Source organism: Mesorhizobium sp. B2-4-19 (genome assembly GCF_006441315.1).
GTDB lineage: Bacteria > Pseudomonadota > Alphaproteobacteria > Rhizobiales > Rhizobiaceae > Mesorhizobium.
In genome coordinates, this window is record NZ_VFUV01000008.1 from 1 (window position 1) to 13,241 (window position 13,241).

Here is a 13,241-nt window from a genome sequence, read left to right on the forward strand (position 1 = left end):
GCTCGACGGCCGCATCACCGAGATCGCCTCGACCGTCGCGGCGACCCCGGCAGCGGAACCAGCCAAGCCTGCAGAGCCGGCAAAGCCAGCCGAGGCAACCCCGGCCCCCGCGCCGGCGGAACCTGCCAAACCGGCCGAGGCCGCGAAACCGGCTGAACCGGCAAAGCCCGCGGAAGCCGCACCGGCAATGCCTGAACTGCCCGCGAACTCAGGCGATATCGCCAACACGCCGCCGGCCATATCGACGGAGAATGCACCTCCGCCACCGGCCCCGCCGGCTCCCGCTGCCCCGGCAGCTGCACCGGCCGAGCCGGCAAAACCAGCCGAGGCCGCCCCTGCACCGGCAGCACCGGCCCCGGCGGAACCCGCCAAGCCGGCAGAGCCGGCAAAGCCCGCTGAAGCCGCACCCGCCACGGGCAGCCATGTCATCGTTACCGGCGACAGCTATTGGGATCTGGCCAAGAAGGCCTATGGCGACGCCACCAAGTGGAAACTCATCTACGAGGCCAACAAGGGTCAAAGGCCGCATCGGCTGATGCCCGGCGCGACGCTGACCATCCCGGCGAAGTAACCTCACTTCGTCTCTTCCATCCAACACCCGCCCGGGAAACCGGGCGGGTGTTCTGTTTTCAGCTGGACACGCGTTAAGGTGCGGCCAGACGCGGCATTGAAAGCCCGTGCAGGATGATTAGGTTCGCGCCTTCTGGAGAACCGCTATGACGTTCACAACCGCTGTCGATCCCAAAGCCGCGAAGGCCCATGGCCCACTGCCGGCCGGGCATCCGCCGGTCAAGACCGGCAAGGTCGGTGTCATGCTGATCAATCTCGGCACGCCTGACGGCACCGACTTCAAACCGATGTGGCGGTATCTCAGGGAATTTCTGTCCGATCCGCGCGTCATCGAGCTCAACAGGGCGATCTGGTATCCGATCCTCTACGGCCTGGTGCTTACATCGCGGCCGAAGAAGTCCGGCGCCAACTATGCCCGGATATGGAACCAGGAAAGGAACGAGTCGCCGCTGCGCACCTACACCCGCGCCCAGGGCGAAAAGCTGGCCGAGGCGTTGCGCGACCTGCCCAATGTCGTCGTCGACTGGGCCATGCGCTACGGTAATCCTTCGACCGCGAGTGTCGCCGAAAGGCTGGTCGCGCAGGGCTGCGACCGCATTCTTTCGTTCCCGCTCTACCCGCAATACTCCGCGACGACGACGGCCACCGCCAATGATCAGCTGTTTCGCGCCTTGATGAAGATGCGCGCGGCCCCCGCCATCCGCAGCGTGCCGCCTTACTATGACGAGCCGGTCTATATCGAGGCGCTGGCGCGTTCGATCGAGCAGAATATCGCGGCGCTGGATTTCGAGCCGGAAGTGGTCATCGCCTCATACCACGGCATCCCAAGGCCCTATTTCGAAAAGGGCGATCCCTACCATTGCCACTGTCTCAAGACGACCCGGCTGTTGCGCGACAGGCTCGGCTTGGACGAGAAGAAGCTGATCACCACCTTCCAGTCCCGCTTCGGCGCCCAGGAATGGCTGCAGCCCTACACCGACAAGACGGTGGAGAAACTCGGCAAGGACGGCGTCAAATCCATCGCCATCGTCAATCCCGGCTTTTCCGTCGACTGCATCGAGACGCTGGACGAAATCGGCCGGGAAGCGGCCGAGACCTTCCATCACGCCGGCGGCAAGAACTTCGCTCACATCCCTTGCCTCAACGACAGCGCCGAGGGGATGGCGGTGATCGAGGCGATGGTGCGGCGCGAACTGTCCGGCTGGGTCTAGGAGAAACTCTAGGGAAACTGTGAAACGATTTTCCCGGGAAAAGCGCATAGCGCTTTCTCTTGGGAATTTCGTCAACCAGAGAGTTAGAGCGGCTCGCCGCTCTGATACCGGAACAAGGGCCACTCAGGAGCGTTGAGCGGTTCCTCCGGAGAATTCGATGCCCCGCAAGCTCGACCTCAGAACCGGCCGGCCCGTCTGGTCCGTCTATCGGGCGCCTGCCGTGCCGACGTCGGCGCTGACCCGCGACGTCAGGACCGACGTCCTGATCATCGGTATGGGCATCAGCGGCGCCATGGCGGCCGAGGCACTGACGGCGGAAGCTCATCAGGTAATCTGCATCGACCGGCGTGGTCCGCTGAAAGGCTCGACCGCGGCGACCACCGCGCTCGTCCAGTTCGAAATCGACCAGCCGCTTTCCGTGCTCTCGAAGACGATCGGCAAGACCAAGGCACAGCAGGCCTGGCGCCGCTCGCGGCTCGCCGTTTCCAACCTGGCCGGCCGCATCGAATATCTCGCAATCGACTGTCGCCTGCGCCGCACCCCGTCGCTCTATCTGGCCGGCACGCTGCTCGGGCCGTCGGAACTGATTGAGGAAGCCGAAGCGCGGCGACAGGCGGGCATTGCCGCAACCTATCTGACGCCGCAGCCGCTGGCGCAGACATTCGGCATCGAGCGCGGCGGCGCCATCCTCAGCCATGGCAACATCGCGCTCGACCCGAGCAAACTGACGGCCGGCTTGCTGCTCAAGGCACTGGAGCGCAAGGCACGTCTTTACGCGCCCGCCGAAGCGACGGCGATCGAGGACAATGCCGACGAGGTGGTCGTGACGACAAAGGAGGGCCCGACCATCACCGCACGGTATGTCGTCCTGGCCACCGGCTACGAACTGGTCGACATCGTGCCGGCAGCCGCCCACCGGATCATGTCGACCTGGGCGATCGCGACACGCCCGCAGCCGCGAAAACTCTGGCCGGGTCCGTCGTTCATCTGGGAGGCGTCGAACCCGTATCTCTACATGCGCTCGACGGCGGACGGCAGGGTCATCTGCGGCGGCGAGGACGAGGATTTTGTCGACGAGACGCGGCGCGACGGACTGATCGCCGACAAGAGTGCCCGAATTGCCGACAAGCTGGGCCAGGTGTTCCCGCATCTCGACGTCAGGCCTGAATTCGCCTGGACCGGCTCCTTCGGCACAACCAGCACCGGCCTGCCCTATATCGGCGCCGTCCCCCGGCATCCGCGCATCCATGCAGTCATGGGTTACGGCGGCAACGGCATCACCTTCTCGCGCATCGCTTCCGAAATTATTTCGGCTTCGATCAAGGGGATGACCGACATCGATGCGGAGCTCTTCGCCTTCAACCGGTGAGTGCAGAGCAACAAACAATCCTTCATCACCTGATTGTAACGTTCCTGAAACACACTTAAGTCTTTGGTGAAGTCGGCTGCGCGGGAATGGCTCTCGCGGCCCGCTTCTGAGGGAGAGCCAAATGGATTTCAGTGGTTTCGATATTGCGGTCGTTGTTCTTGTCGCGCTTGTCGTGCTGGTGCTGTTCAAAGGCATCAAGACAGTTCCCCAAGGCTACAACTATACGGTCGAACGTTTTGGTCGTTACACCAGGACACTGAGCCCCGGCCTCAACATCATCACGCCGTTCGTCGACCGCATCGGCGCCAAGATGAACATGATGGAGCAGGTGCTCGACGTTCCGAGCCAGGAAATCATCACCCGCGACAACGCCATCGTCGGTGTCGACGGCATCGCCTTCTACCAGATCCTCAATGCGGCACAGGCCGCCTACCAGGTTGCCGGCCTGCAGAACGCCATCCTCAACCTGACTATGACCAACATCCGTACCGTCATGGGCTCGATGGACCTCGACGAGCTGTTGTCCAACCGCGACGCCATCAACGAGCGCCTGCTGCGCGTCGTCGACGAAGCAGCGCATCCATGGGGCATCAAGATCACCCGCGTCGAGATCAAGGACATCAACCCGCCGGCCAACCTCATCGAATCGATGGGCCGCCAGATGACCGCCGAACGTAACAAGCGCGCCCAGATCCTGGCCGCCGAAGGCCTCAAGCAGTCGCAGATCCTCGAGGCCGAGGGCCGCAAGGAGGCCGCCTTCCGCGACGCCGAGGCGCGCGAACGCTCGGCCGAAGCCGAGGCCCGCGCCACCCAGGTGGTGTCGGAAGCGATTTCCAAGGGCGACGTGCAGGCGCTGAACTACTTCGTCGCGCAGAAATACACCGAGGCGCTCGGCAAGATCGGCACGGCCACCAACAGCAAGATCGTGCTGATGCCTTTCGAGGCGTCGTCGCTGATCGGCTCGCTCGGCGGCATCGGCGAGATCGCCAAGGAAGTCTTCCGCAGCGAGGGCACGACCGGCGCGCAAAGGCAGGCCGCGCGCCCGCCAGTTGTGCGCCCGAGCGACAACTGAGTCCGCAGGAGGCCACTCCCATGTTCGATCGCATCATTTCCGAACTCGGCCCGTGGAACTGGATGGTTCTGGGCTTCGTGCTGCTGGTGGTGGAGGTCATCGCGCCGGGCTTCTTCATGCTGTGGATCGGCATCGCCGCGCTCATCATCGGCGCGGTGTCGCTGCTGATCTGGGATGCGGCGATCTGGAGCTGGCAGGTCCAGGTCCTCGCCTTCCTGGCGCTGTCGCTGGTTTCAGCCTTCGTCGGCAAGAAACTCATGGGCGGACGCGACCAGCCGACCGACCAGCCGCTGCTCAACCGGCGCGGCGCCCAGATGGTCGGCCGCATGGCAACGCTTGCCGAGCCGATCAAGGACGGCCGCGGCCGCATCAAGCTCGGCGACACGCTGTGGCGCGTCTCCGGGCCCGACCTACCGGCCGGCACGCAGGTGCGCGTGACAAGTGCCGCCGACACGGACCTGGAACTGACGGTGGAGCGTGTCTGAGTGTCCAGACGGCGCCGGCGCGAAAGGTGTGTTGAGATTCAGGTCAGGCCGAGTCGGAGTCGAAGACGGGCGCGAAGCGACCAAAATGGCTGATGCCGAGAACCGGAGCGGAGCGTACTTAAGTACCGGCCTACGCCGGCCGTAGCCTTAGCTGCGACGATCCCTCATGAGTGCTTCGGCCGGTGAGGGCCGGAAGCGCGGGTATCAGCCATTTGCAGACCGGCTTCACCTGAATATCGGCATGCCTAGGCAGCGCCGATGCGCAACAGGTCGTGGAAATGCACCACGCCCAGCGGCATGTTGTTCCTGGTCACCACCAGCGCGCCGATATTGTGCTCGTTGAGCAGCGCGATCGCCGTGCCGGCTAGCGTCTGCGGGTCGACCGTCTTGGGCGAGCGGGTCATCACCTCGTCGACGATGACGTCGGCCAAATTGCGGTGCAGGTTGCGCGCGACATCGCCGTCGGTGATGATCCCCGCCAGTTCGCCATTGGCGTCGACGATCAGGACGCAGCCGACCTTCTTCTGCGACAGCGTCATTACCGCTTCCGGCATCTTGGTGCCGAGCACGGCCAGCGGCATCTGGTCGCCGACCCGCATGATCTCGGAGACCATGGTAAGATTGGCGCCGAGTTGGCCGCCGGGATGGAAGGTGCGGAAATGGTCTGGCGTGAAACCCCGCGCCTCGAGCAGTGCGATCGCCAGCGCATCGCCGATGACCAGTTGCAGCAGCGTCGACGTCGTGGGCGCCAGCCCGTGCGGACAGGCCTCCGGGGTGCGCGGCAAAAGCAGCACGACGTCGGCCGCGCGCGCCAGCGCCGATGTCTCGCCCGATGTGACGGCGATGAGCGGAATGGAAAAACGCCTGGAATAGGCGACGATGCCGAGCATCTCCTTGCTTTCGCCCGACCATGAGATGGCGATGATGGCGTCGTCCTTGGCGATCATGCCGAGATCGCCATGGTTGGCCTCGACGGGATGGACGAAGAAGGCCGGCGTGCCGGTCGAAGCCAGCGTCGCCGCGATCTTCGAGCCGATATGGCCGCTTTTGCCGACGCCGGTGACGATCAGCCGGCCTTCGATCTTCGAGATCATGTCGACGGCCTGCGCGAAAGGCGCGGCCAGCCCGTTCTCGAGCGCCTCGGCAAGGGCGGCGATGCCGGCCTGCTCGGTCGCCACCGTTCTCAGTGCCGAATCGATCGACGCTTGCCTGTCCAGGGGCTTCTTATCGAGGAATCTCGCATGCATGGATGATGCGATTAGCGCGTTGCCGCCCGCCTGTCCAACAGAAATGGCGCTGGCGCCCGGACGGCGGAGGCTTCGGACAGGTCACAGGATCGGCAAACAGCGGCACTTTAACCGGACGAACGATCGCCGCCTCAACCCTCCGTTAACCATCCCCATTTACGGTTCGGTAAGTATGGCGCGCACAGCGCCGCGCAAGCAGTGGTGGCGATGTCCGGGGCCCAGCCAGAGAAATCGAGAGGACGACGGGGCAAGGCGGTCTGCGCCTTGTTGCTGGCGACCAGCATGTTTGCCTTGTTGCGCCCGGGGCAGCTTCATGCCCAGGAAACCGAGCTGCGCGGCGAGGTGTCCGAATCGGCGATCCTGTCCGACCAGCAGCGCAAGGCAAAGCAGCTCGCCCTTGCCACCCAGGGCCAGCAACAGTCGGCCAACTCTGCGCAGGACGATGCGCCGCCGCGCACCTATTTGCCGGCCAGCGCCGGCGCTGTCCCTGACGACACGAACACCGATGCCGCCACCGGCAGCATTTTCGATCCGCCGCAGGCGACCGACGACACGGCCACCGACAATCCGACGCCGCCCAAGCCTCGTCGCCGTCCGTCGAGCGCCGGCCAGAACGCGGCGGATCTGGACAAGACCAAGGCGGACCCCAGGGCAACCGGCAAATCGAAGAAAAAGAAGAAGGCGACCACCGCGACCACGGACACCACTCAGGCCGCGACCGACGATACCGACGGCGCGGACCAGGAAGCGGCCAACCGCCGTGCTCTCACCGTCGACAGCGCCGGCAGGCAGAAACTCGACCCCGGCGCCGAACGCACCGCCGCCATCGAAGGCCAGAACAAGAAAGCCGAGGAGGATCCGTTCCAGCCCACCGGCGTCAAATGGGGCTCCTTCGTCATCCGCCCGTCGATCGAACAGGGCATGACCGCCACCACGAACGGCGATTCGAGCAGTGCCGGCACCTCGGCGCTGCTGTCTGAGACAGCGTTGCGCTTTACGGCCGTCTCCGACTGGCGCGAAAACTCCGCCACCATCGACGGCTATGGCCTGTTCCGCGAGACGGTGTCGGGCTACCGGGTTCACGATGCGCAGGGCCGCATCGAAGGCCAGCTCAATGTCGACCTCGACAACGAGCTGCGCGCCATCGCCAAGCTCGGCTACGAGGCGGTGCCTGAAACGGCGTCCTCGCCCAACGCCATTGCCGGCGTCAGCACGCAGCCGCTGCGGCAGACCATCGACGGCAGCCTCGGCGTCGAAAAGGCCGTCGGCAAGATGCAGTACACGTTGACCGGTGCGGTCTCGCATGACTTCTACGGTGACGCCGAGCTTTCGGACGGCACCACGCTGTCGCAGAAGGATCAGGACAACACGCTCTACACGGCGACCCTGCGCACCGGCTACGAAATCTCCCCGGCTCTCACCCCGTTCAGCGAAATCGAGGTCGGCCGCCGGGCCTACGATCAACGCATCGACAATGAAGGCTTCGAGCGGTCCTCGACCCGGCTCGGCGCCCGCGCCGGTCTGCAACTCGATATGGGTGAGAAGCTCTCTGGTGAGTTCTCCGCCGGCTGGCTGCGGGAAGCGATCGACGACAAGAGCCTGGAGGCGATTTCGGGCGCCACCGTCAACGCCGACCTCAAATGGTCGCCGGAACGCGGAACCACGATCGGCCTGACCGGCAAAACCACCGTCGAGACCACCACCACGGCGGGCGAAAGCGGCGATATCCTCTATTCCGGCCGCTTGACGGCCGAACGGCAGATCCGTGCCAACCTTACCGCGAATGCCGCCCTGGGCGTCGACTGGCGCGACTATGTCGGCATCGACGGCCATGACAGGATCTTGAGCGCCGAGACCGGGCTGACCTGGTGGCTGAACCGCTATGCCGGCCTCACCAGCCGGGTCAGAACCGAAAAGCTGACCAGCAACCTGCCCGGCCGCGACTACACCGCCAACAGCATCTACCTTGGCCTGAAAGTGCAGCGCTGAAACACGCCTGCCTAGGGGCGGTCAGCCGCTCGCGCTGACATGACCCATCCAGCTAAGATACCGCGACCCGCCGCTCCGATGGCGTCATCTCGTCGAGAAGCGTGCGGATGACGCCGGCCATGTTCTCCTTCATGTCGCTGCGCCACAGCGCGAAGGCGACATTGGCCTCGACAAAACCCTCCGGCGATCCGCAGTCGAAGGTGCGGCCCTGATAATGATAGCCGTAGAAGGCCTGCTGCTTTTCCAGCTTCAGCATCGCATCGGTGAGCTGGATTTCGTTGCCGGCGCCCTTTTCCTGACCCTCGAGGATCTTGAATATCTCGGGCTGCAGGATGTAGCGGCCATTGATGTAGAGATTGGACGGCGCCGTGCCGGTCTTCGGCTTCTCCACCATCTCGGTGATGCGGAAGCCGTGATGCGTATCCTCGCCACGGCCGACAATGCCGTATTTGTGGGCCTCCGCCGGGTCGCATTCCTGCACGGCAATGATGTTGCTGCCGGTTTCCTCGTAGAGCTCGACCATCGATTTCATGCAGCTCTTTTCCGACTGCATGATCATGTCGGGCAACAGCAGCGCGAACGGCTCGTCGCCGACCAGTTCGCGCGCGCACCAGACGGCATGGCCGAGCCCCATCGGCACCTGCTGGCGGGTGAAGCTGGTCTGCCCCGGCGCCGGCTGCAACCGCTGCAGGCGGGCAAGCTGCTCGTCCTTGCCGCGCTGGGCGAGCGTGTCATAGAGCTCGAACTGGATATCGAAATGGTCCTCGATGACCGCCTTGTTGCGGCCGGTCACGAAGATGAAATGCTCGATGCCCGCCTCGCGCGCCTCGTCCACCACATACTGGATGACCGGCCGGTCGACGACGGTCAGCATCTCCTTGGGAACAGCCTTGGTGGCCGGGAGGAACCGCGTGCCGAGACCGGCGACCGGGAAAACTGCCTTGCGAACTCTCTTCATGCTTTCAATTATCCGTTTGCTGGCCGGCTCCGCAATCCCTGTCTCGCGACATTTTCACGCCCGAATTGAAGATTAGTGGGAGCGGGTGAGGGAAACTTCCACCGGTTCAAGCATCGAGGTGTCTTTTCGTTCCAGGAGACACCTATGGTAAACTAATTCCTAACCCGGTTCGGCGATGAATGGTCTTTCCTGAGACAGAGAAGGAGGAAAACATGTCCGTTCGCAATGCCGCAAAACGTTTCACCAGCGTCATGACGGCCGCCAGCCTCTCGCTCGCTCTGCTGATGCCTGCCGGACCCGCTTTCGCCGACGCCGGTTTCCGCCAATGGGTCGCCGGCTTCCGCGCCACCGCCGTTGCCGGCGGCGTTTCCGGCGCTGTCTACGACCAGGCTTTCCGGGACATCAAGGAGCCCGATCCGGTGGTGCTGGAGAAGGCGCGCACCCAGCCCGAATTCACCGCGCCCGCCTGGGACTATTTCGACAATCGCGTCCACGACCAGTCCGTCGCCGTTGGGCAGCAGATGGCGAAGAAGTGGAAGCCGTGGCTGGACAGGATCGAGGCGCGGTTCGGCGTCGATCGCTACATTCTGCTGGCCATCTGGTCGATGGAATCGAACTATGGCGAGATCCTCAAGCGCGACGACATCATGCGCAACGTCATCCGGTCGCTTGCGACGCTGGGCTATGGCGACCCGAAGCGCTCGAAATATGCCCGCACCCAGCTGGTCGCAGCCCTGAAGATCCTGCAGACCGGCGACATCGATGAAAGCCATCTGATGGGCTCCTGGGCCGGCGCCATGGGGCAGACCCAGTTCATCCCCACCAGCTACCAGCACTATGCCGTCGACATGGACGGCAACGGCAAGCGCGACATCTGGAATTCAATCCCCGATGCACTGGCGACATCGGCCAATCTGTTGAAGAAGAATGGCTGGCAGGCCGGCAAGACCTGGGGCTACGAAGTCACCATACCTGCCGGCAAGCTGCCGGGCGGAGCGAAGACGCTGGCGCAATGGCAGGCGCTTGGCGTCGTCAGGGCCAGCGGCAAGCCGTTCAAGAACCTCACCGACAAGGCGACGCTGAAAGTGCCGGACGGTCGCGGGGGGCCAGCTTTCCTGATGATCCGGAATTTCTCGGTCGTCAAAGCCTACAACAACGCCGACAAATATGCCCTGGCCGTTGGCCTTCTTGCCGACGAGATCGCCGGTGGCAACGGCCTTGTCCAGGACTGGAAGCGGCCCTTCACCAAGCTCACCTTCGAGGAACGGCAGGAGCTGCAGAAGCGGCTTTCGCAGCACGGGCTTTACGACGGCAAGTTCGACGGCAAGATCGGTGACGGCTCCAAGACCGCCATCATGGCCTATCAGGCAAAGGTCGGCTTGACCCAGGACGGCTACCCGAGCATGGAAGTGCTCAAATGGCTCAGGCAAAAATAGAGCCGGCCACGGCGCCGCGCGTATTTGGGCGCGTATATCAGGCGCCATGGCACTTTGAACTTGCGCCCGGCCGCAAAACCGGCTCCGGTTTGCCGGACCAGGCGCAAGGGGATGGAGGTGTGATTGGTTTCGGCCGCGCGTATCGCGATCCTTGCTCGTCGCACGCCGATCCTTTTTCTGGCGATCGTCCTGTTGGCGATCGGCGCCGCCGGCGCCTTCCATGTGCCGGCCATGGCGCAGGAGCAGCCGCAGCAAAATCGTGGCTGGTCGTTGCGTGACCTTCTGTTTCCGCGCCGCAGCGAGCGGGTCGAACCACCGCTCGACATCCAGAAGGCAAAACCAAAGCCGCGTAAACCGAGGGTTCCGCGTGCGCCGGTCGAGCCACAAACACCGATAGCGGAAAAGGCGCCAGACGCTCGCATCGTGCTGGTCGTCGGCGACTTCATGGCGTCGGGCCTTGCCGAAGGCCTGGACATAGCCTTTGCCGACAACCCAGCCGTCAGGATCGTCGTGCGCTCCAATGGTTCATCCGGCTTCGTGCGCGATGATTTCTACAATTGGCCCGAACAGATAAAATCGCTGATCGAGACCGAGAAACCGGCCGCGGTCGTCGTCATGCTGGGCTCCAACGACCGCCAGCAGATGAGGGTGGGGGACGTGCGCGAGCAGCCCCGGTCAGAGAACTGGACCAAGGAATACGAGCGCCGCACCGACGAACTCGGCAAGGCCATTGCCACTGCCAAAGTGCCTTTCCTGTGGGTCGGCATGCCGGCATTCAGGGTGCCGAAGATGACATCGGACATGCTGGCCTTCAACGACATCTACCGCAAGGCCGCCGAAAACCATGGCGGCGAATTCGTCGATGTCTGGGACGGCTTCGTCGACGAGAACGGCGCCTTCGTCACCAACGGCCCCGACATGAACGGCCAGCCGGTGCGGCTGCGCGCCGATGACGGTATCAACGTCTCCAAGGCCGGCAAGCGCAAGCTCGCCTTCTACACCGAAAAGCCGCTGGCCAAGATCCTGGGCCTCGCCGCGCCGGGCAGCGTGGCCCCGGCGACAGCACCGCCGGGCGCGCCCGTCGAGGCACCGGCGCCGGCCGCAGCACCCATTGTCATCGACCGCACCGCACCCATGCTGCTCAGCGATCCGGCCCTTGACGGAGGCTCCGAACTGCTCGGCGCGGCGGCGCCGGCGAAGGCCAATCCGGCTCTTCCCGGGGAGCGACTGGTGATCGAAGGCAAGGCGCCGGAGGCCGCGCCCGGCCGCGCCGACGATTTCTCCTGGCCGCCAAAGGCAGAGCCGCCGGCGACAGCCGCTGCGACCGACACGACGACGGCGATCAGCCCTTAGTCACGCAGAACTCTTGAGATCGTCTCGCAACTCAGCGGGGCAATACGCTCGTCCCCATCAGCGCTTCATCGATCGAGCGCGCCGCCTGGCGGCCTTCGCGGATCGCCCAGACGACCAGCGACTGGCCACGGCGCACGTCGCCCGCCGCGTAGAGCCGGTCGACGCTGGTCTTGTAGTCGCGGTCATTGGCCTCGACATTCCGCGAGCGGCGGCTGTCGGTGGCGATCTTCATCTCGCCCTCGAGTTCCTGTGCGACGCCCACCATTGCCGGTCCGGCAAAGCCGATGGCGATGAAGGCGAGATCGGCGCGGATGACGAATTCGGTGCCTGCGATCGGCTTGCGCTTGTCGTCGACCTCGCAGCATTTGACGCCGGTCAGTTGGCCGTCCTCGCCGATGAACTCGAGCGTCGCCACCTGGAATTCGCGCTCCGCACCCTCGGCCTGCGAGGACGATGTGCGCATCTTGGTCGCCCAGTAGGGCCAGACCGCGAGCTTGTCTTCCTTCTCGGGCGGCTGCGGGCGGATGTCGAGTTGGGTGACGCGCACCGCGCCCTGGCGGAAGGCGGTGCCTACGCAGTCGGAGGCGGTATCGCCGCCGCCGACGACGACGACATGCTGCCCGCCGGCGATGATCGGGTGCGACGGCCACGCCACCGACTGGATCGGCTCGCCGCCGACGCGGCGGTTCTGCTGCACCAGATAGGGCATGGCATCATGCACACCGCCGAGATCGTCGCCCGGAATGTTGGCCGCACGCGGCGTTTCCGAGCCGCCGCAATAGAGCACCGCATCATGTTCGGCGAGCAGTTCGGCGACGGGCTTGTCGACACCGACATTGACGCCGCAATGGAAGGTCACGCCCTCGCCCTGCATCTGTTCGATGCGCCGGTCGATATAGTGCTTCTCGATCTTGAAGTCGGGAATGCCGTAGCGCATCAGCCCGCCCGGGCGGCTCTCGCGCTCATAGACATGGACGTCGTGGCCGGCGCGGCCGAGCTGCTGTGCGGCGGCCATGCCGGCGGGGCCGGAGCCGATGATGGCGACCCGCTTGCCGGTCTTCTTCTCCGGCGGATAGGGCCTGATATGGCCGGTCTCGTAAGCCTTGTCGGCGATCGCCTGTTCCACCGTCTTGATGGCGACCGGAATGTCCTCGAGGTTCAGCGTGCAGGCTTCCTCGCAAGGGGCGGGGCAGATGCGGCCGGTGAACTCCGGGAAATTGTTGGTCGAGTGCAGGTTGCGGATCGCGTTGTCCCAGTCCCTGTTGTAGACGAGGTCGTTCCAGTCCGGGATCTGGTTGTGGATCGGACAGCCCGTCGGCCCGTGACAGAACGGGATGCCGCAATCCATGCAGCGCGCGGCCTGTTTCTCGACCTCTTTGTCCGACATCGGCAGCGTGAACTCGCGGAAGTGCCGGATGCGGTCGGAGGCCGGCTGGTACTTGTGCACCTGCCGGTCGATTTCGAGAAAGCCTGTTACCTTGCCCATAGTCCAGTTCCTGCTGTCCAGATGGTGCGGTTTTCGCCGCACCCGTTAACCTCTTGAGGCAGCCA

11 protein-coding genes are annotated in these 13,241 nt (G+C 64.4%); 8 read left to right on the forward strand and 3 right to left on the reverse strand.

All coding sequences use genetic code 11. From position 1 onward, the window contains the following. The 5 genes from FJ546_RS15375 to FJ546_RS15395 form a co-directional block, all read left to right on the forward strand. On the forward strand, positions 1-571 hold a 571-nt coding region (locus tag FJ546_RS15375), incomplete at its 5' end, for a LysM peptidoglycan-binding domain-containing protein (protein WP_140890120.1). Between the two features lie 145 nt (positions 572-716). Then, positions 717-1,781: a ferrochelatase gene (gene hemH / locus FJ546_RS15380; RefSeq protein WP_140890121.1), complete on the forward strand. Its 1,065-nt coding sequence runs from the start codon at positions 717-719 to the stop codon at positions 1,779-1,781. A 157-nt stretch (positions 1,782-1,938) separates the two neighbouring features. Continuing rightward, on the forward strand, positions 1,939-3,150 hold the full coding sequence (locus tag FJ546_RS15385) for an FAD-dependent oxidoreductase (RefSeq protein ID WP_140890122.1): 1,212 nt from the start codon (positions 1,939-1,941) through the stop codon (positions 3,148-3,150). Between the two features lie 121 nt (positions 3,151-3,271). Beyond that, positions 3,272-4,222, forward strand: coding sequence for an SPFH domain-containing protein (locus FJ546_RS15390; protein WP_019861051.1), 951 nt, complete (start codon positions 3,272-3,274; stop codon positions 4,220-4,222). 20 nt (positions 4,223-4,242) lie between these two features. Beyond that, positions 4,243-4,707, forward strand: a complete 465-nt coding sequence (locus FJ546_RS15395; protein WP_140890123.1) for an NfeD family protein — start codon at positions 4,243-4,245, stop codon at positions 4,705-4,707. 245 nt (positions 4,708-4,952) lie between these two features. Here FJ546_RS15395 and FJ546_RS15400 read toward each other — a convergent pair whose 3' ends face one another. Further along, on the reverse strand, positions 4,953-5,954 hold the full coding sequence (locus FJ546_RS15400) for a KpsF/GutQ family sugar-phosphate isomerase (RefSeq protein ID WP_140890124.1): 1,002 nt from the start codon (positions 5,952-5,954) through the stop codon (positions 4,953-4,955). A 207-nt stretch (positions 5,955-6,161) separates the two neighbouring features. Between FJ546_RS15400 and FJ546_RS15405 the strand changes: the two genes are divergently transcribed. Beyond that, entirely contained in the window at positions 6,162-7,943 is a 1,782-nt protein-coding gene (locus tag FJ546_RS15405) for an outer membrane beta-barrel protein (protein ID WP_181167949.1), read from the forward strand. Between the two features lie 52 nt (positions 7,944-7,995). Here the strand turns inward: FJ546_RS15405 and galU are convergent, their stop codons facing one another. After that, positions 7,996-8,910 carry a UTP--glucose-1-phosphate uridylyltransferase GalU gene (gene galU, locus FJ546_RS15410; RefSeq protein ID WP_181167961.1) on the reverse strand — a complete coding sequence of 305 codons (915 nt, stop codon included), beginning with the start codon at positions 8,908-8,910 and terminating at the stop codon, positions 7,996-7,998. A gap of 203 nt (positions 8,911-9,113) precedes the next feature. Between galU and FJ546_RS15415 the strand changes: the two genes are divergently transcribed. Beyond that, on the forward strand, positions 9,114-10,337 hold the full coding sequence (locus FJ546_RS15415; protein WP_140890127.1) for a lytic murein transglycosylase: 1,224 nt from the start codon (positions 9,114-9,116) through the stop codon (positions 10,335-10,337). Positions 10,338-10,460: 123 nt separating this feature from the next. Beyond that, a complete protein-coding gene (locus FJ546_RS15420) occupies positions 10,461-11,690 on the forward strand; it encodes a DUF459 domain-containing protein (RefSeq protein ID WP_140890128.1) in 1,230 nt (409 codons plus the stop codon). Between the two features lie 31 nt (positions 11,691-11,721). Here FJ546_RS15420 and FJ546_RS15425 read toward each other — a convergent pair whose 3' ends face one another. Further along, positions 11,722-13,176: a glutamate synthase subunit beta gene (locus tag FJ546_RS15425; protein ID WP_140890129.1), complete on the reverse strand. Its 1,455-nt coding sequence runs from the start codon at positions 13,174-13,176 to the stop codon at positions 11,722-11,724. Positions 13,177-13,241: the final 65 nt, after the last annotated feature.